The organism is Bacteroides pyogenes (genome assembly GCF_014196225.1).
GTDB lineage: Bacteria > Bacteroidota > Bacteroidia > Bacteroidales > Bacteroidaceae > Bacteroides > Bacteroides pyogenes_A.
This window is the reverse complement of the sequence record NZ_JACIDI010000013.1, coordinates 1-18,516: the sequence shown is the minus strand read 5'-3', so window position 1 is coordinate 18,516 and position 18,516 is coordinate 1. Positions and strand designations below refer to the sequence as shown.

Genomic DNA, 18,516 nt, shown 5'->3' with positions numbered 1-18,516 from the left:
ACCATGAGATATTTCATAAGGTATAAACAATAATAATTTAAGAATTATGATTTACGGATATATTAGAGTCAGCAGTGATAAACAGACAGTAGAGAATCAGCGTTTTGAAATTAATAATTTTTGTGAACGCAATAACCTTGTAATTGATGGTTGGATAGAGGAAACCATTAGTGGTATGAAATCATATAATAAACGTGAGTTGGGCAGACTTTTGGAACAGATTCAAAAAGACGATCTTATTATTTGTGCAGAACTATCACGTTTGGGTAGAAATCTATTTATGATTATGGAAATATTAAATATTTGCATGACCAAAGAATGTCGTGTATGGACTATAAAAGATAATTATCGACTTGGTGATGATATCCAAAGTAAAGTACTCGCTTTTGCTTTTGGACTATCTGCAGAGATTGAGCGTAATCTTATTAGTCAAAGGACAAAGGAAGCACTGGCTCGTAAGAAGGCGGACGGAGTTGTATTAGGTCGCCCCAGAGGAAAGAAGAGTTCTCCTGAAAAATACAAGCTACATGAAAAATGTGTGCTTATAGAAGAATTACTGAAAGCCGAAGTTTCTCAACGTAAAATCGCCAAGATATGCAAAGTTGATAGAAATACATTATCTCGGTTCATCAAGACTTTTATTGCTGCACAATAATGAGCGTTTTTGTACAGCAACAGGGTGTGGAGTGTGATTTTACTTGCTCTGACTCATGGGTGATATTGTCTCCCATAGAACAGATCATTAAACAGAAGATAGAGGCAGTAGGTACTCCACTCAAGGATTGGGACATTCAAATCAACTATGGTATAAAGACAGGCTTCAATGACGCTTTTATCATAAATACAGAAAAGCGTAATGAAATATTAGCAAACTGTCTAACGGAAGAAGAGCATGCAAGAACAGCTGAACTTATACGACCGATTCTTCGTGGCAGGGACATCAAGAGATATGGATATGAATGGGCCAATCTGTGGCTGATTTACATTCCATGGCATTTCCCGTACCAGTTTGACGAATCCATTCAAGGTGCATCGGACAAAGCTGAACAAGCATTCCAAGAACAATATCCAGCTGTGTATTTACATATGCTGCAGTATAAAGAACCATTATCAAAGCGCAATAAAGCTGAAACAGGTATCCGCTATGAATGGTATGCTATGCAAAGATGGGGCGCAAAGTATTGGGAGGATTTTAATAAGCCAAAAATTGTATGGAAAAGAGTCGGTTCTATCCTTCGATTTTGTTATGACAATAATAAAGCATTAGGTCTTGACAGCACCTGTTTTGCGACAGGTAACAACATTGAATTTATATGCTGCGTATTAAATTCCCCCATGGGTCATTATCTTCTTAAAGATGCACCTAAAACTGGAACTGGTGATTTACTTATAAGTGTACAAGCAGTTGATCCTATAAAAATTCCAATAATAACTGCTGAACAAAATTTAGAGTTTGAAAAAGCTCTTAAGAAACTACTTTATTGCAAGGAGATAAATAATGAAAAAGAAATAAGTTGTAAGATTTTTGATCTATACAACTTATCTCCTGAAGAACAAAAGTATATAGAGGATAATTTTAGTTAATCTCTATATAACCAACTACCTTACGCTCCTCTATGGTTAGATTATACAAATCAAACAATAGATTATCAATAGCTATTGCTTGTTCTTTGCTATAATCTAATTGTAGTTGGGTTATAGCTTCTTTAAATATATTATCAATTTTGTCTGATACTTCAAGAACTGGTATCTTATCAAAGAATATTTTTCTTAGTTCTCTTGTACCACCTAGTAATTCAGGAAAATTATCACGAAAACAAAATTTGAATAATGAAGAGTTTAGAAATGCTGTTAAATATGAGACATGTTTTCCTGTTATCATAAACGATTTGTCGTTTTGATAAAATGCTTTTTCATCATAATAAAATGGCATATATTTTGTCATATTAGGATACATGATTTTTGGCTTATTAAAATCCTCCCAATAACTGATGCTGTCTTGTGTTTCAAACCATTTGTTATTAGTTTTCTTGCGAGCCTTGACCTTTTTACCATCGACGGTATAGGTCTTACCAGTTTGTTCCAGTCTTTCTTTGCCGAACGAAAGAAGATGTTGTTTTACGGCAGGGTACTGCTCTATATCATAGTGATGTGATGGAAAGGTAGCTATGAGATATTTATTAGCCCATTCATATCCATATCTCTTGATGTCTCTGCCACGAAGAATCGGTCGTATAAGTTCAGCCGTTCTTACACGCTCTTCTTCCGATTGACAACGAGCGAGAATTTCATTACGCTTTTCTGTATTTATGATAAAAGCGTCATTGAAGCCTGTCTTTATACCATAGTTGATTTGAATGTCCCAATCCTTGAGTGGAGTACCTACTGCCTCTATCCTCTGTTTAATGATCTGTTCTATGGGAGACAATATCACCCATGAGTCAGAGCAAGTAAAATCACACTCCACACCCTGTTGCTGTACAAAAACGCTCAAATTATTTAAGCAACTTTTTCCTTGCTTATCAGTTATGGCACAAATGGTATTATGCTTGTTTTGCCCCTTCTCAAAGAGTAGAATATTTGTATCAACAGTAGCAGCATCAAAGATTTTCGTTCCAGCAAAGTCTATCAATAGTTTTGGATTCGTTTTAGTCGAAAAAAACAAACGTGTCTTTTCTCCATATCCAGCGCGCATCCATTTATTGGACGTGATAAAACACAAATGTCCATTCTGCTTAAGCATTTGCCATCCTTTTTCATAGAATAAGCAATAAATATCACCTGTACGGGTAAATGTTTCAAAATTGCAATTTCCTAATAGTTTTGCAAGCTCTCCCTCATTATTCTGTAACTGAATGTATGGTGGATTACCAATTACAATATCAAAACCATTATCTTCAGAAGAGAGATTGAACACATCTCTAAACCATGTGTGCCACAAAAAGAACTGGGAATTTGCCGCAAGATTAATTTTTTTAAGTTCTGCGAGTATCTCAGGATTTATGAATTGTACTTCTAATTGTTGGTTGATAGCATCTGAAATCTCTTGTTGCAGTTTTACCTTTTTATCGTGGTCGTAACAAAAGTAGTATGTTGATAACAGATGTGAAACTGTCTTTTGCAAACGGTTCTTCTCATCATCAAAAAGAGAGAAGTCCCCTTTGTCATTCTTGTACTCTTTTTCGTATGTAAGTTTGCTTAAATCCACACCTGTAAAATTTTCAACAAGCGAATTACCTTGCATAATTTTATAGTCAAGGTTAGGCAATGGCGATGGTGTTTCCTCATCAACTACGATTGAAAGCCAGAAACGCAAACGGGCAATATCAACAGCACCTTTCTCAATATCTACACCATAGATGTTGTTTTGGATAATACTCTTCTTAATTTCGGCACGGTCATAACACTCGCCGCTCAACACTTCACGACAATGCAACAATTCATTAAGCAAACCCATAGGGAATGCACCAGAACCGATGGCAGGGTCGCAAATCTTCACCTCTTCAAGTGCTGTAAGTAGTTTTGGCTTCTTATTATCAGGAATGTCAGCTACACCATCTTCGGGAGAAAGAACGAATTTGCGAATCTTATCTTTTGCCACGCTTGTATTGGTTTCAAGATAGGCAATAAGCGATTCCTGGCACATATAGCGTACAATCTCCTTCGGAGTGTAGAACGCTCCTTTATCTTTGTTGTCTTCAAGCAAGTTTTCGAAGATTTTACCCAACATTTCGGGGTCAACACCGACCTCGGCATCATTAGGGTCGTTCTCATCAATGGTAAAATTATACTCGCTGAAGAATTGGAACAAGCGTTTGAAGTATTCAGAAGGGAAACGGCTCTCTGGCTCATCTTCCGTATCACGTTCAAACAAACCACCATTGAGATATGGAATATCTTTCCACTCGGCAAGCAAAGACTTATCCCAGCCGTAATTAGCAAATAGAGCTTCACGTTCCGCAGGTTTAGTATTCAATATACCGAAGAACAGAGGTTCAAGAACAGAATCAAGATAATCGTTTTTGTATGCCGAGTTCTCAAACATATTCTGCATGTAGTTGAGGTCGCCACACATCCAGCCTTTGCGCTGCAAGAAGTGTAGGAAGGTGATTCGTCCCATCATCTTCTTTACATAATCACGAATTTTCTTTTCGTTGTGGTCAAATGCTTGCATCAATGCAGCATTAGGCTCGCCAAGCACCTTTTCTTCCCACTTGCTACCTACTTTAACGAACCGCTTGCCTGTAATGTATTGAATGAAATCAGCGTATTGTTCACGGTATTTATTAAAGAACTCATCAGAGAGAGCTTCAACGGAGAAGGCTATTTTCAAATTCTCAAATGATACACCTTTCTTTTTCAAGAAGTTGAAACGCTCAATAGGTGTTCGGTATAGCAGATTATCACTACCGAAAACATACGTATATCGTTTGGGTGATGTCGCTTCGCCCTTAATATCACAAATGAATGACAAACGCCAATGGTCGCCACTGTCGAACACCACCAATGCTGCATCAAACTCACCCCAAGTAGGATTGATAAATGATTTTACAAGATTGCGAAGCCCCACACGCTTGTTAGCAACTGAACCTTTTGAGATGTTATATTGAAACAAACCGATACGGTAACTATCGGTAGTATTTATGTTGCCTAAATAGTAGCCCTCATCCGAAGTGTTCTCAATAATTCTTTCAGGTTTCTTCTTCAATTCACTTACATTGAAAAAGTGTTGCGAAAAGCTATACCATTGTGTCAAGTTGAATGACGATCGGAACAGGTTTCTTAAACTATCTGTAGTATATATAGTTGCCATAGTAATATTGGTTTATAGTGAGTGATTTATTTGAAACTCTCTGAAATAATGATTTGAGGATTGGAAATATCTTGTGCATCGTGGCGTTGCTCCTTGTTCATCGTCTGATACTCACCAAGTAGTTCCGATATTTTGTTTTGTAAACAATACTCATCTTGCTTCATCTTTGCACGGTCGCTCTTGTATTCACGAGACAAAGCTTTCAAGTAACGAGGTAGCTGGGCGTAGATACCTTCATTGATATATCCCATCAACACATCGCATTGTGATTTCAATTCATTATCGGTTGTTATCTGCTTGATGGTGCGCAAGAACTTGTTGGCTTCAAGCGAAGTCTTGCCAAGGTCAGTGCGGTTGATGGATGATGTATCGGCAGCCTCCACATATTCGGTCGTATATTGAGCTAATGCACTATTTACATGTTTGTAGTGTTGCTCTTCTTTAGAAAATGGCACAGGCTGTTCTTCTGGCTTCGCTTTGAGATATTTTACTGCTTCAAGGAAGTCAATAACCTCCGCACTAGTTGCTGATGCCAAATAGAACTCTGTTTTAACATTGGAAGAAACAAATATTATAGACTTACCGCTATGCTTTCCTGTATCACGCATTACACGGCTCTTCATTGGCAGTGCCTTGATTTTGTGATACAGTTTGCGGTCGCTATTATAGAGTTCACGCACCTCACGCAATAGGGCAATTTTCTTGTCAATGCTATCCTTTACATTGCTATCGAACATCTGGAACTCCTTTACAATCTCCTCTTTGGAGTAGATTTGTGCATCTTCGCCAAATGCCGAATGGAAACCTTGCAACTTGACAAGGGCATTCTTATATAACTGAATTTCTTTATCTCCTTGTTGAGATGGGTAGAACATATAGTTGTAGATGTTGGTAGCAACTGATCCGATACGGTTTACACGACCAATGCGCTGCATCAATCGGGTAGCGTTCCAAGGCGAATCATAATTGACAATCACATTAGAACGATGCAAGTTCACACCTTCCGCTAACACATCAGAGGTAATGATAATGTTGTACCTCATAGAATCGCTGTCAAAGTTTGCATCAAAATTTTCCTTGATGGTCTGCCCCAAACGATTGCGGTTGGCTGCTGTAGCCATTAAGACATCGGAACGACCAATTTCCTTTGTAAGTCTATCGTACAAATAGTTCAGTGTATCTACACTTTCGGAGAACAATACCAATTTGCCCGATGGATTTCTCTCTTTATCGAAGAAGTTATGAGTAAGGTTTTCTTGGAACTTATCGAATTTTGGGTCGTCATTTTCTTTCTCCCAATCTGCATTGAGTTGTTCCAATATCTCACGGTCGTGATGGAGCATTTCAATAAAGTCGGAACTGAAAGCATCTGCGGTAAAGAGTATATCTTCTGTGGCATATCCTTTTGTAATAGCATACTCTATAATCTCGTCAAGTTCCATATTCTTTGCTTGAAGATCTTTTACTTTCAAGTCAGGAGCAATGATAACCTTGTCCTCTTCAAACATCTTAATCATATCGGTTGTGATACGAAGAAGTGTGCGGAGCGACTTCTTGAAAGCATAGAAACTACTCTCCAATCGCTTTACCATATGGACACGATAGATAGCTGCCAATGTCTGACCGATATGTACAGCATTCTTGTACTTGTTACGATATTCAAGCTTCAAAAACTCTACTGCACGATAACGAGCATAAGTTAGTCCCTTGCCCTCTGGATTCTCATCTGTTTTCCCATCGGTTAATTGTTTCAATGTTTCGTAGAAACGATTACTTGTGTCGGAGTCCATCACGTACTCCAATTCGTTAGGTGGCAGAATATTGGGGAATATGATGCCCTGAGACTTGATGTCTGCTCTATAATCAGGGTCATTTAGAATGTTGTTGCGTGTACGACGAACTGTTACTTTGTCGATAACCTTACTACGGATTTGCTCATATATTTTATCCACTTCGGATGTAACATCACGCTGGTCACGTTCACGCATCAATCGCTTGTAGTCCAATATGTGTTCTGAGAAGAAACCTTTGAGGTTTGGAACTCCATCAATGGTACAACTCTGACTGTTTTGGAACAGCAATAATTGATTCTGCAAATCATCGGGACGGTTGTTGAGCGGAGTTGCTGAAAGAAGCATCACTTTCTTCTGTGAACTCTTCAATAAGCCCATATTTATGCAAGGAGACTTGCATATCTTCTGCAACTCGTCATACTTGCCCGAACTATCGCTACGGAAACCGTGTGCTTCATCGACAATGATTAGGTCAAACTCCTCTTTATCCTTGTAGTTGTCTTTACCGTCAAGAACTTTGGATAGGCTACCATTAGTGATAAACTGAGCTTTTTTGTAGATGCCGAACAACTTGAATGTATTTCTCCAGTTGTCTTCCAGAGCAGGAGGATAAACAACAAGGATATTGGTGTTTTTACCGTTAGCCTCTACAAATCGCTTGGCTATCATTGTAGCAATCATAGTCTTTCCCAAACCTACAACATCAGCAAGGAACAAGCCGTTATGCTGCATCAGCATCTGATAGCCTTGAATAACGGCATCTTTCTGATATTTCAAATCCTTGACACCATCGGGCAACTGAATGGAAAAATCATCTTCCACTTGGTCGCCAAAAGTATCGATAAGCACTTTTATGTATAGTTCGTATGGCGTTGGCTGATAACCCAAATATGTTTTCTTCTTGTACTCTTCAATATCTTCTACAGTCAATGGCACAGCTTCATTCCACAAAGCCCAAAACTCATCAGAGCAATACTTCACATCGTCAAAGTCTTTCATCGCTACATTAAGTTCGTATTGTGGTGGTTGCTTAATGCCTAAACCCGAATCAGAGATATTTGACGATCCCATAATAACCCAACCATCGCTATGTTCGCTATGATTTTGTGGCAAACAGAGATAGAATTTAGCGTGCAGGTTTTTAGTAGCGTGGATACGCATTTGTAAGCGTCCTGAAACAAGGTCTTTACACATCTGTAAAATACCCTCTTCTACTTCAGGAGAATATTGGGCATTAATAATGTCCTCTTTGAAGCCGTTGTGATAGATTTCTTTCGCTTTATCTTCGTCTGCTAACATCAATAGAGCTTTATTGTGTTTGCGAAAAATATCATCAATATTAATGCCTACCAATATTTTAATTTCTGATACATTACCCAACTCTTTTCGTAATTTAAAATAACCAGATGAGCGAAAAAATCCAACAACTGCTAAAAAACTATCGAAATTTATCATATCAGCAGCAATACCTTTGAATTTATCAAACAAGGTGTTTCCTGTGCTGTTTGTGAAAAATTTTGTACTCATTATTATTCGTATTAAAATTTAATTAGAAATAAGTGACGCTAATAATACTAATTGTTATTGAGCATTTTCTTTTTCTCTCCTTTCCTTAACTTTCTCCAATCCCGGCATCTTTTTAGCCAATGCACTTTCTCCAGCAGGAAAATAGAGAGGAAAAACTTTATATAAGAAACCCACAACTTCACTACGACTTTTATCCATATTGTAAAAAGCAGAGCAGACAAAGTACATTAGTTCTTGCTGACTACATGTTTCTTTGGGCTGTATACTTATTGAGGGAGCAACTATCAAGTCATGTTCAGCAAATGATAGAGCACTGGAAAGAATAGCTTCCTGTTCTTCTTCGGTAAACATCTTTATTTTCCCAGCTAACCATTCAAACTCTCTTTGCTGAAGTGCTTGTTGTTTTTCGTTTTGATGCTCCAATAGGATTGCTACATTTTCTTGTTGCTTTTCTGTCAAGGCATTTTCTAATGCTTGGTTCTTTCGTTTAAGAACATTGAATTTCAGCAAAGCAGCAATGTACATACAGAAATACCCTACTGCAATATCGAATATCAGAACAAGCAGGTAATTGTTGTTTGAATTTTTGGTGTCCTCAGCCATATACTCACTGATAGGAATAACGGCTAATAACATGATGATGGCTATTGCATAAAGTACCCTGTATCGCGTCTTGTGGTTTACCTGCGGTAAGGAAGCAAACAGAAAGGCGATAATCAAAGCGGCAATTATTGCACCGAGTGGTATGAAAGGTGTTCCCATAGGTTTATTGCTCAGTTTGAGGGTTAACAATAATGCGCCAATAGCCGGATTTATCAGAACCTTCGTGTGTAAGAATACCTCTTCCACGGAGATTTTTAATCTGTTTCTTGACACCATCTAAAGAGATACCCAATTCTTCTGCCATTTTCTCACGAGTTATCATCGGGTTAGATATAACCATATCTATAATACGTTGAGCCGTTCTACCAACAGGTTTGTTGATGTTTCGATTTACAGGGTACTTTTCGAGGGTACTATTTCCGTTTACAGGGTACTTTTTCTCCGAACCTTCTTCATTTACAGGGTACTTTTCGAGGGTACTATTTACCCTATTGGCTACTTCTTCCACAGGTATTCTTCCGTTTTCGCCCCAGTTCAGATTATAGAATGTGGTGTAGAAGGAGGTCGCTTCCGTTTGATATTGTGGTTCTTTTCCTTGCAAGAAATTAGGTAATTTCTCTGTAAGCTCTCGCATTTTGCGTAAACCGGAACCACGTTTCTCCATATAATCCAACTGTGTGAACACATCTGCAATGACAGGATTACGACGCATGGACGGCACTTTGTATATGTCACGGTCTTGAATTTGTGTACCGTCAAGCATAGCACCGGGTGATACCAGTTCTACGCGGTCATCATAAATGTCGATATGTACTTCACCGCCCATTACAGTATAATCTCTATGGATAAGGTGGTTTACCACTCCTTCAAAGATGGCACGGTCGGAATAGTCGGGAAGATTTAGGCGATAATTGGGCATCTTTACCCATCCGCTCATAGTGTAGTTCTTGATGAAGTCCATGCCATATTTCAATAGCAATACAAGGTTATCCCGATGCTCTACGGAACTGATAGCATCATCCTTATAGAGTCCAGTCCAACGAGTGCAGAAAATACGCGATTGAAATATCGTGCAATTATCAACAAACAGCAATCCGGCATTGGTCAGTTTTCCATCAGGAGTTACTAGTCCGAATGATTCCAAATACTTATCGTTCCATTCCTGATGGGTTTGCTCACGGAAAGTATTGGCAAGGATGATGAAAGAATGTTTGCTGGCATCCACTTGGGTAGGCAGTGAATCCCAAGTCATGTGCGTGCCTTTTAATACCAACGAAAGTAATTGTTGGGAGTTGCATTCTACACTTTCATTGCCAACTCGTACATATGCGGTACGTGTCCCATCCTGATAATAGTAATAAGGTGTAAGCATTCCTGCCTTTACTTTCACTTCAAGCAGGGTATGCCCTTCATGTTCTATCGGAATAAGTTGAACTTCCGGCACAGGGTCAAGTCTTGCCTTTATCATTTCACTGATAAAATCAGCATCGGCTTGTGGATTCTCCAACCCTACAATTATGCCGTCATCATTCACTCCATAGAACAAACTGCCACCATCCGTATTAGCGAAAGCCGACACGGATTTAAGCCACGATTTTACTTTCTTACGTTCCAACATTTCCTTGAAATCGTAAGCCGAGCATTCTGCTATCAATGTATTGTTATGTATCTGCATCGTTTCCTTATTGTTATTTGGGTGTAACACCCCAATATCATACACAAAGGTAAGGATAAAACCGAAGAATCTGTTAAAAACATCGCTTTCTTTTGATTTTTATGCGTTTACATCTCGTTATTTATGAATAAAAATCGTACTTTTGTGAGCAAGAGCGTGTGTTGCTTATGGATGCTTATTTTCGGGTTTGCGTTATATTTGCAACACGTGTACGCAAGTCGCTGATAGATATATCACGTTGATTTTGAAGAAGTAATACAGCTTGGGCTCCGCATAAACTCCGAGAGACGGTATAATCCGGTATTGAAATCCTATGCCGAAATTTGCAGACCACTGCAAAGACGGATATATGTTACCTCTTGTTTGAGAGGTAATTTGTCCACTTTCATCAAATACGGATTTTTCAGAAGTAGCTCTTAGGGGAATGTCCATAGTTACTCCGGCAGATATGTAGATGGACCACCTCCGCCCGTTCCGAATATTGAATATTCCTTTTATGGGGATTCCTATATAGTCTATTTTTTGTGCCTCATTTAGAGAGTAATTGGTGACAGTTGTAAAATCTGAACGTAAATGTGTATATTGAAGGCCTGTTTCTATTCCCTTGCGTTCATCGAATTTCTTGCATAATGAAAGGGATAAGGTTATAGAAAGATGGTAGTGTAACTCCTTGATTACTTCTTGCGGCTTATCGGACGCGATACTGCCGGGAATCATTGTTCTTCGGGTATCTGTACGCTTTTCTCCTCCCGAATAGGATAAAGCCAACGACCAATCCTTTTTATCATTGGATAAATGTCTGGAAGTAATGGCGGGATGGTACTCTTCGTCTTGTCTTATTCTTTGTTTTTTTATCATTTGAAGATCAGGTGATTGAACACTGTCTTTTCTTTCAACGGAACTGTCTTGCCGGATGCTTTCTTGCTTAGCCTTCTCTTCTCTTGCAAATTCAGAGAGGGTATGCTTCCGGGCAGTACAGGTATGCATAGGGGTAATATTCATTGTATCTTGAGGCGAAGCCTTATGAGGCCTTTGTTTTTCCTCTTTGCGCTCGAATTCCGTTTCTTGTGCCGTATTGGCGTTTTTTTATGTGTATACAGCAATAGATGTAAGGAAATGACGGATGACAATATGAGTAGCCCTATCATAGCGCGGTATCGGGACAGGAGTTTACGCAACATTCCCTTGGCTCTGGATAATTGTGATGAAGAAGAGTGTGGGGCTATATTTAACAATTGCCCGATTTCCTTGTGAGATAATCCCTCCAATACCGCCAATTTGAAGATTTCACAATAGCCTTTTGGCAATGATTCTATCATCTCAAGCAGTATGGCATATGATGGGAAATCATTTGAATAAGATGGAGTCGGCGACTCTTCATATCCTTCTTCTTCTATACTGTCTAAAGAAACCGTGGTAATTGAACGACACTGTTCCAAATATCTTAATGAAATGTTTTTCATTATCTTTCCCATCCAGCTTTCTTTTTTTTCAGTGGAGCGTAATGTTCCGATAGATGTGAAAATTACAATAAATCCATCATGTAGAAGGTCATTTACTATTTGCTTGTCAGAAACATATTGGTTGCATATCCTTCTCATTCTATCCGCATAAGTTTTATAGAGCAGGCTTAAAGCCTGCCCGTCTCCTTTTTTGCATAGATTTAGCAACTCTTCTTTAGTCATGCTTTTCTTGTATATTTGTATATGATGAGAAAAGAATGGATGACTACATGCCTGTCTTCTGTTTTAATGTTTATTATAAGGTTCTCGTTTTTTACTTGTTGTTTTTTACAAGTGTATCAGGGGGAGGGCATCTGTTGTTTATAGTAAGTACAGTTTCCTTGTGTTTACAGAAAAACGACCAAGCGGACATAATTTCATTTCTCCAAAATCAAGACCTGAATTCGGTAACGCTATTAAGTCGTCCCTTAAAAACTATATTTCAGCGTGAAGTTCGCTTTTACAAACTTCACGCTGATTTTTTTATAAGCCACAAAAGAACTCTCATAGCTCTTTTGAAGTTATATGCGGCCGCAGCTAATAAGACATTGATAGCATCTCCTCTCACACCTTTATAAAAGTTGCGAGATAATCTGTAGTCTTCTTTAAGATGTCCTATCGTTGGCTCTATGCCTGCTCGTTTACAAAATAGTTTGTGTCTCTTTCTCTTTTGGTAGTAGGTGTCTTTTGCTTTAGGAACGTCTGGGATGAGTATCTTTGTATCCCCAATCTGTTTCACACCTCTATACCCTCTATCTGCTGCTAGGTTATTAATATGTTTCCCGGTCATCCTTTGGGTTTGTTCCAACGTCTTTTGTATGGTATGCCCATCGTATTCATTCCTAAAAGAGCATGCACCAAGAATAAGTCCTGACCATGAGCGAAGAATGGATACCTTATTACCAAACTCGTATTTCTTATGTTCCTTGCCTTTACTGATACAAACCACGTCTGGTTCATGCAGAGAATATACTTTATTTTTTGACTTACGGTTCTGAGAAAGAACCCTGTAGTATAACTCAAACATCTTCTCATAGCCATTCCTTCCCCCCTCTAGATTACGCTGGAGTTCTCTGACCAATTGATCTGCTATGGTTTTTAGTTGCCTGTCTGCCTTAAGGGCTTTCTTACGATTCTTGGGATGGTTACCAAAGCGCTGGGCACGGTAAATTCCTTTCAAGGTGCGTGTATAACTCTGCCGTAGAGGAAAAGACTTATCATGAACTATCTTCAAAACGTTTTTGATTATCTTTTTATGCAACTTCGCATCTGTAGGATAAGTTATATTCTTCTGCTGTACAGTAGAATCTATGAAAGCCGTATCAAAATGGTCTTCATCATCCTTATCCGTATTGACACGGATGCTCTCTGCCAATATTATTTCCATACCTTTCTCACCGATACGTTTTCTGAAGTGAACTAAGTCAGATGCATCACAGGGCTCTTTGGGAGTAAATTCAAGTTGTCCGCAAAAGTATTGGTAGTAAGCATTCTCACTCCATTGTAAAACCACAGTTTCATCAGACACATTACGCAAATGTTTTAAGATTAAAAGGCCACACATCAAGCGAATAGGATGAGCCGGGCGACCGTTCGTACTACAATACAAAGGCGAAAAAGCATCATCAAAACTCTGCCAATTAATCTTATGGCTAAGTTGGAAAAGGGGATGTTGATGATTAAGCATATCCTCCAAAGAAGAGAATAAAGAGAGCTGTTTAGATGTACGTTTTAACATAAATATCTGCAAGATTTGTACTGTAAAGGTACGAAATCTTGCAGATATAAGCAAATAATTTGCATTGTAATAAGCTATAAATCAGGCGAGTATGGAGTATTTAAGGAACGGCTATTAAGTTTCGTAAAACGTAAATATTGGATCATTCTTCGGCCATGCTGAAGTCTTTATCCGCAAATAAAGCCGCCAATCCCGATATTTGTTTGAGACGCAGCAATTCATCTTTGTCCATTCCGAGATTCCGCCGTATCCAGGCATCGGACATACCCAAACGAACCAATTCTCCGACAAGGTTGGTCATAAGTTCGATTTTATGCGTGCCACGCGCCCGGTTGTGGCGGATGGTAGAAGCCATACGGTTGGCAATGTCTTTGTCTATTACGGTGACAGGAAGCAATCCGTTCTCCCTTTCATAAATCCGGCGGGAGGAAAGCATCACTTTGTAGCGATGAAAACCGTCCACCAATTCATAGACGTCTTCTTCCTCTATATAGTAGCATACGCATGGCATCGTATAGCCGTCTTCCCAAATGGAAAGTTCCAGCAGCTCCATCTCGGGAGGCATTGTCACATTAGGGTTATATGCATTGGCACGCACTTTTTCCACGGGTACGGCAATCACCCTGTAAACGGGGCTGATATAAGGCTGTTTTTCTTTCATGGCTCTTTTTTACGTTTTCGAGTTTCCAGATAAGAGGAATATTCGTCCATTATCCTTTTACGACGTTCTTGTTCCTTTTTGCCGGGAGCAAAGCCCATGTATTTGCAGTAATGGTCATTCTTGAGCACGCAGATGCACATGCGTTTGTAAGTAGGCAGTTCCCTGAATTCCGGCAGGTCGATATCGTCCATATAGTCCATCATGACAGGAAACTTGCAGGTATTGTAGTTGCTCGTAGTCATTACTTGTAATTCAATACCTCTTTCCTTGAGTTTCCCTATTGTCTCGATGCTCAGACAGCCTCCTTTAGTCTTCCAGAAACGTTTGCTGACGGAGAGTACTCGCAGGTAATTCTCACGTGTCTCTTCCGGCAAGGTGTCGAGCAAGAAGTACAGATACTGTTTCCATGTCGTTCCTTCCGGCAATCCGGCACTCCGCCATCCCATGGCTGAAGTGTGGCCGTAGATACCGGCAAAGTTGACTCCGTTGACACGGCACAGCATCTTGCCCCACATGTCGGGGTCTATCGCACGGTAAAGGTGCAAGGAAGAGATCGCTTGCGAGATGAACGGACTAGCCACCCGCTGTTTATTCAAGGGGACGCCAGCTTGGTAATAAAGGTCATACAAACGATTGTAATCCCATCCGAATCGCCCGTTGGCGATCCAGATGTCGGTCGTTTTCCAGTCGTATATCGGATAAATATTGTATATGCCTTCCCCTACATTGTGAATCCATTGTGCGCGCCAGAAAGGGTTATAGCCGTCTTTGGGGTGATAAATCAGTCTCCACCTGTTATAGCTTTCCTGGGTACGGATGCCTATCAGACAGGCTACACGGCGGACATTTTTCTTCAAGCGGAGCCAGTGGGCAAAACTCTGCTGAAACTCGTAATCCCACATTTGCACTGTGTAATAGTCAAAATCCTCCATGCGGAAACATTCTTTGGGCATCGGTCTGACCCATTCGGATACTTCGGGGTCCCACGGTCTCCAGAAATGCTGATACATTGAGGTCGAAGAAGGTACTTTGACAGGAACACAACAGCGATAGACCTCGAGCAAATCACGATTAGAGGATAAGGTGCGATCGATGTATTCAGTTGTCAGCGTATATTGTATTTCATAATCGAGATGGAACACGCCCAGTTTCGTGCCCGGTTTGTACCGGCGCAGGTATTCGATACAAGCATTCAGAACGACGCTACTGTCTTTCCCACCCGAAAAAGCCACATAGACATAGTCGTATGCGGAAAAAACAGTCGCAATTCTTGCCTGAAGCGCTTGATATACATTCTTTCGTGTCTCAATCGGCCCCATTGTCGCTTCCTCCGGTCTGCATCAATTCCATTTTGACATAGATTTTCATTTGGCGAATAACCGAAAAGCCGGCCTTCTCAAAAATCTCCTGATCCCTCTTTTGTACAATGGCGTACACGCGCCCTTGGGAATCGTATTCTGGCAATATCCTCTCCAGTAATTCACGGAGCAGTTCCCCGCGCTCCGTTCCGGAAGGGGCATAATAATTGTCTATTTTGAAAGAGGCCGAGTCTTTCTTTTCCAAAGGGATGAACGCCCTCAACTGTTTATGCTCCAACAGGATATACCAGCAATGACGGCATGAAGTCTTATAAGGATAGTTATTGTTCTGACGCAGGGCGGAAACGCTCATAGCCAATGGCGCTACGAGCGTATATAATTCGGGGGATTGCCCTTTGAGTTTCATGACCTGACGCATCTTTTCCATATGTTTTAAGGTAAACTCCAACTACGCCTCTGTCCGCTTTATTCAAACATGCATCTGAAACAACCCGCAACTTCGGAAAGAAGCCGTTGTTCTATAACAATCGTCACAAAGGTATTTTTAAAGCTGCAAAAATGCAAATAAAAAAGTTTGTTTTTGGTGTTCTGTCATTCCAGATCCGATGACCGACAGGTATGAAATCACCATTAATAGGGATTGTTTTAATGTGGAGAATCACCGAACATTGCAATTCTTAAATATGTAGATATGGCACCTCTGCTGATGAATATAGTTGTTATCTGTATGCGTCACGGCCAAATTCGCAGCACGCAGTAAGGTCGTATGTCTCACCCCTTTGCATCCACATCTTTAAAAAGCATTCATCCTGTCAGTATCGGTAGCCTTTCAAAGGAATTTCGTCCGTATTTATTAACAATTTTACGTTCGATTTTACAGCTTCAGCCGTTAATGATGTATTAAGCCAGTCGGGACAAAGTATATTTTCTGAAAGGACAAGACAGAACCGTGAGAGGAAATCAAGTACGGTTAGTATCATACCGTAGAGTGGCGAAGCTGGATAGTATAGTTAGCGCAAGCGAACTGTTAGTAAACTTCGTAATGCCGCAAAAGAGTGGAAGATACTTATACACTCTCCCTCAAATGGGATGCGGTCGATTAATCCTTTCCATGGTAGGATTACACGGATATAAGCACCGCCGGAGGATGAGACAGAACCTAGCCGTTAGTTATCTATGTGGAACATAGTAAGCCTGTATATCTATCTCCTGTCATGTAAAAAATAGCAGGTAAGCTGACAGCAATGAAAGCCGCATAGTGTGCAGGTATAAGATAACAGAAAAAACGGATTGACGAGAGCCTTGAGGGGAACAGGCTGGAACAGGAAGAGACGGAAACGGACACAGTTCCGATGCTTGATAGGAAAGCCACCAATTACGCTGTCTGACCTACGACATAATATCTGACTCTCCATCTGCTTGGTTGTGATAACCGGGCAGGGGGATTTCCTTTCTGCATGAAACAGAAGGCATTGGATGTTCCCAAATTCACGCTCTGGCATGCCTCTTATGTATGTCTGTCAGCGGATGCCCTGCTATAACCCGAACTGCCAGCCAGCCTTATTTTATACTGTGGAGAATCTACCAAGAATTTTCCCTCCGGGCAAAAATGCCTTTTGTATATAAAAGTTCCTGTTATACCAATCTCCATTAGAGACTATTTTTTCAGAAGACCGCCCGATCGAGGTTTACGGCGCGAAGTTCGGCATCCGGGAGCGATGGACAAGGTCATGCTCTGTTTCGGCGAGATTTTGCAGCATGGATGAAAAATCATCTTGAAAACCTTGCCTTCCGCCTCTTGACGATGCCACTGTAATGCGCAGATAACCCCCTCGCGGACTGTTCCGAAAAAGGAGATTCCAGGATAGGGAAATAAAAATTAAACAAATTTTCAGATATGCGAACAAAAAGAATGACAGCAGAACAAGGCAGGAGATGTGACATTAGCCGCTTCCCCAATTTCCACCGCACAGGCTCTATAAGGGGCATGAAGAAACTCTATTACGACAATGACGCACTTCTCGTAAGATGCGGCCAGTATGTTTATAATGTGACAAGCGAACCGTCAATATACAATCAGGCAACAATATAACCCATGCGGACATGAAACAGATAATATGGTCAAGCGAAGATTTATTTGATGACAAGGCGAGGGAGGAATACGAAAGCTCGCAGCGTAACATACTCGATGACGAAGACTACAATGTCAGTGACACAGAATGGGCAAAGGTCATCAACGACAATCTGTCGGACGAGCGCATGAACCTTGACAAACTAATTGACGGCGTTGTTATGGCATTTGCCGACCTCGGTTTCTGGAACGGCAGACGGCAGGGCCACACGATACTGGGACATAACATCAATGGCATATTCAGCGTGTCGGAAGATGAGAACGAATGGTACAGCGATGGCTTCAATATCCGTGGCAGCCTCTCACACCATGACGGCACTCACTATGTACTTTATCGTGTGGCGAAAGACATTGACGAGGCGAAACGCATAGGTGAACTGATTTACAACCGTGAAATAGACGAAGTCGGCTTCCGCAAAAAGACCCGTTCGCTCTATCCGTATGTAGCTGAGATTTACGGATGGAAAACGGGGCGGTTCGGAACGGCTTTCAATAAAGCGGTACCACCGATGAAAAGCTTCGGTATGGACTGACCTCACAGCCTATGTTTCCATGAGGAATTACGAAATCCCTCATGGGAGCCTTGCGTTGTCTCTTCCTTTTATAACCGGAATATCCGTCCTGTTATACGGAATACTCCCTTTTATGACATAGGCTTCTTTGTAAGCCTCCGGTAAACCACGTATTTTCTGCAATCTCTTCGACCAGTATCTTTGTGCCCAAAAATAAAACTTATGATGACACGAGAAGAAGT

Annotated in this window: 13 protein-coding genes and 1 pseudogene; 4 read left to right on the top strand and 10 right to left on the bottom strand. The window is 40.4% G+C overall.

Going from position 1 to position 18,516, the window contains the following annotated elements; genetic code table 11:
• The first annotated feature begins 46 nt into the window (after positions 1-46).
• Both GGR07_RS09385 and GGR07_RS09380 read left to right on the top strand, forming a co-directional pair.
• Complete coding sequence (locus tag GGR07_RS09385; protein ID WP_021646621.1) at positions 47-655, top strand: master DNA invertase Mpi family serine-type recombinase; 609 nt, start codon at positions 47-49, stop codon at positions 653-655.
• On the top strand, positions 655-1,584 hold the full coding sequence (locus GGR07_RS09380) for a TaqI-like C-terminal specificity domain-containing protein (protein WP_183200494.1): 930 nt from the start codon (positions 655-657) through the stop codon (positions 1,582-1,584). Before GGR07_RS09385 ends, GGR07_RS09380 begins: the two co-directional genes overlap by 1 nt.
• Here GGR07_RS09380 and GGR07_RS09375 read toward each other — a convergent pair.
• From GGR07_RS09375 to GGR07_RS09330, 10 genes and pseudogenes are all read right to left on the bottom strand, one after another.
• Entirely contained in the window at positions 1,577-4,813 is a 3,237-nt protein-coding gene (locus GGR07_RS09375; RefSeq protein WP_183200492.1) for an Eco57I restriction-modification methylase domain-containing protein, read from the bottom strand. The genes GGR07_RS09380 and GGR07_RS09375 overlap by 8 nt on opposite strands.
• Positions 4,814-4,839: 26 nt before the next feature.
• Positions 4,840-8,133, bottom strand: coding sequence for a helicase-related protein (locus GGR07_RS09370; RefSeq protein WP_021646624.1), 3,294 nt, complete (start codon positions 8,131-8,133; stop codon positions 4,840-4,842).
• Between the two features lie 54 nt (positions 8,134-8,187).
• Positions 8,188-8,895, bottom strand: coding sequence for a hypothetical protein (locus tag GGR07_RS09365; protein WP_021646625.1), 708 nt, complete (start codon positions 8,893-8,895; stop codon positions 8,188-8,190).
• A gap of 4 nt (positions 8,896-8,899) precedes the next feature.
• Complete coding sequence (locus GGR07_RS09360; protein ID WP_034543930.1) at positions 8,900-10,411, bottom strand: ATP-binding protein; 1,512 nt, start codon at positions 10,409-10,411, stop codon at positions 8,900-8,902.
• A 192-nt stretch (positions 10,412-10,603) separates the two neighbouring features.
• On the bottom strand, positions 10,604-11,269 hold the full coding sequence (locus tag GGR07_RS09355; RefSeq protein ID WP_172545181.1) for an outer membrane beta-barrel protein: 666 nt from the start codon (positions 11,267-11,269) through the stop codon (positions 10,604-10,606).
• A 140-nt stretch (positions 11,270-11,409) separates the two neighbouring features.
• On the bottom strand, positions 11,410-12,096 hold the full coding sequence (locus GGR07_RS09350; RefSeq protein WP_021646628.1) for an RNA polymerase sigma factor: 687 nt from the start codon (positions 12,094-12,096) through the stop codon (positions 11,410-11,412).
• Between the two features lie 245 nt (positions 12,097-12,341).
• Positions 12,342-13,651: pseudogene (locus GGR07_RS09345) on the bottom strand (IS5 family transposase).
• A gap of 142 nt (positions 13,652-13,793) precedes the next feature.
• A complete protein-coding gene (locus tag GGR07_RS09340) occupies positions 13,794-14,312 on the bottom strand; it encodes an IbrB-like domain-containing protein (protein ID WP_021645177.1) in 519 nt (172 codons plus the stop codon).
• Positions 14,309-15,631 carry a DUF3440 domain-containing protein gene (locus GGR07_RS09335; protein ID WP_034543933.1) on the bottom strand — a complete coding sequence of 441 codons (1,323 nt, stop codon included), beginning with the start codon at positions 15,629-15,631 and terminating at the stop codon, positions 14,309-14,311. The genes GGR07_RS09340 and GGR07_RS09335 overlap by 4 nt, the downstream gene beginning before the upstream one ends.
• On the bottom strand, positions 15,618-16,058 hold the full coding sequence (locus tag GGR07_RS09330) for a hypothetical protein (RefSeq protein ID WP_051990680.1): 441 nt from the start codon (positions 16,056-16,058) through the stop codon (positions 15,618-15,620). Before GGR07_RS09330 ends, GGR07_RS09335 begins: the two co-directional genes overlap by 14 nt.
• Positions 16,059-17,528: 1,470 nt before the next feature.
• Between GGR07_RS09330 and GGR07_RS13915 the strand changes: the two genes are divergently transcribed.
• Complete coding sequence (locus GGR07_RS13915; RefSeq protein WP_081724063.1) at positions 17,529-17,723, top strand: hypothetical protein; 195 nt, start codon at positions 17,529-17,531, stop codon at positions 17,721-17,723.
• A gap of 11 nt (positions 17,724-17,734) precedes the next feature.
• Positions 17,735-18,295, top strand: coding sequence for a hypothetical protein (locus tag GGR07_RS09325; protein ID WP_051990681.1), 561 nt, complete (start codon positions 17,735-17,737; stop codon positions 18,293-18,295).
• Positions 18,296-18,516 lie beyond the last annotated feature (221 nt).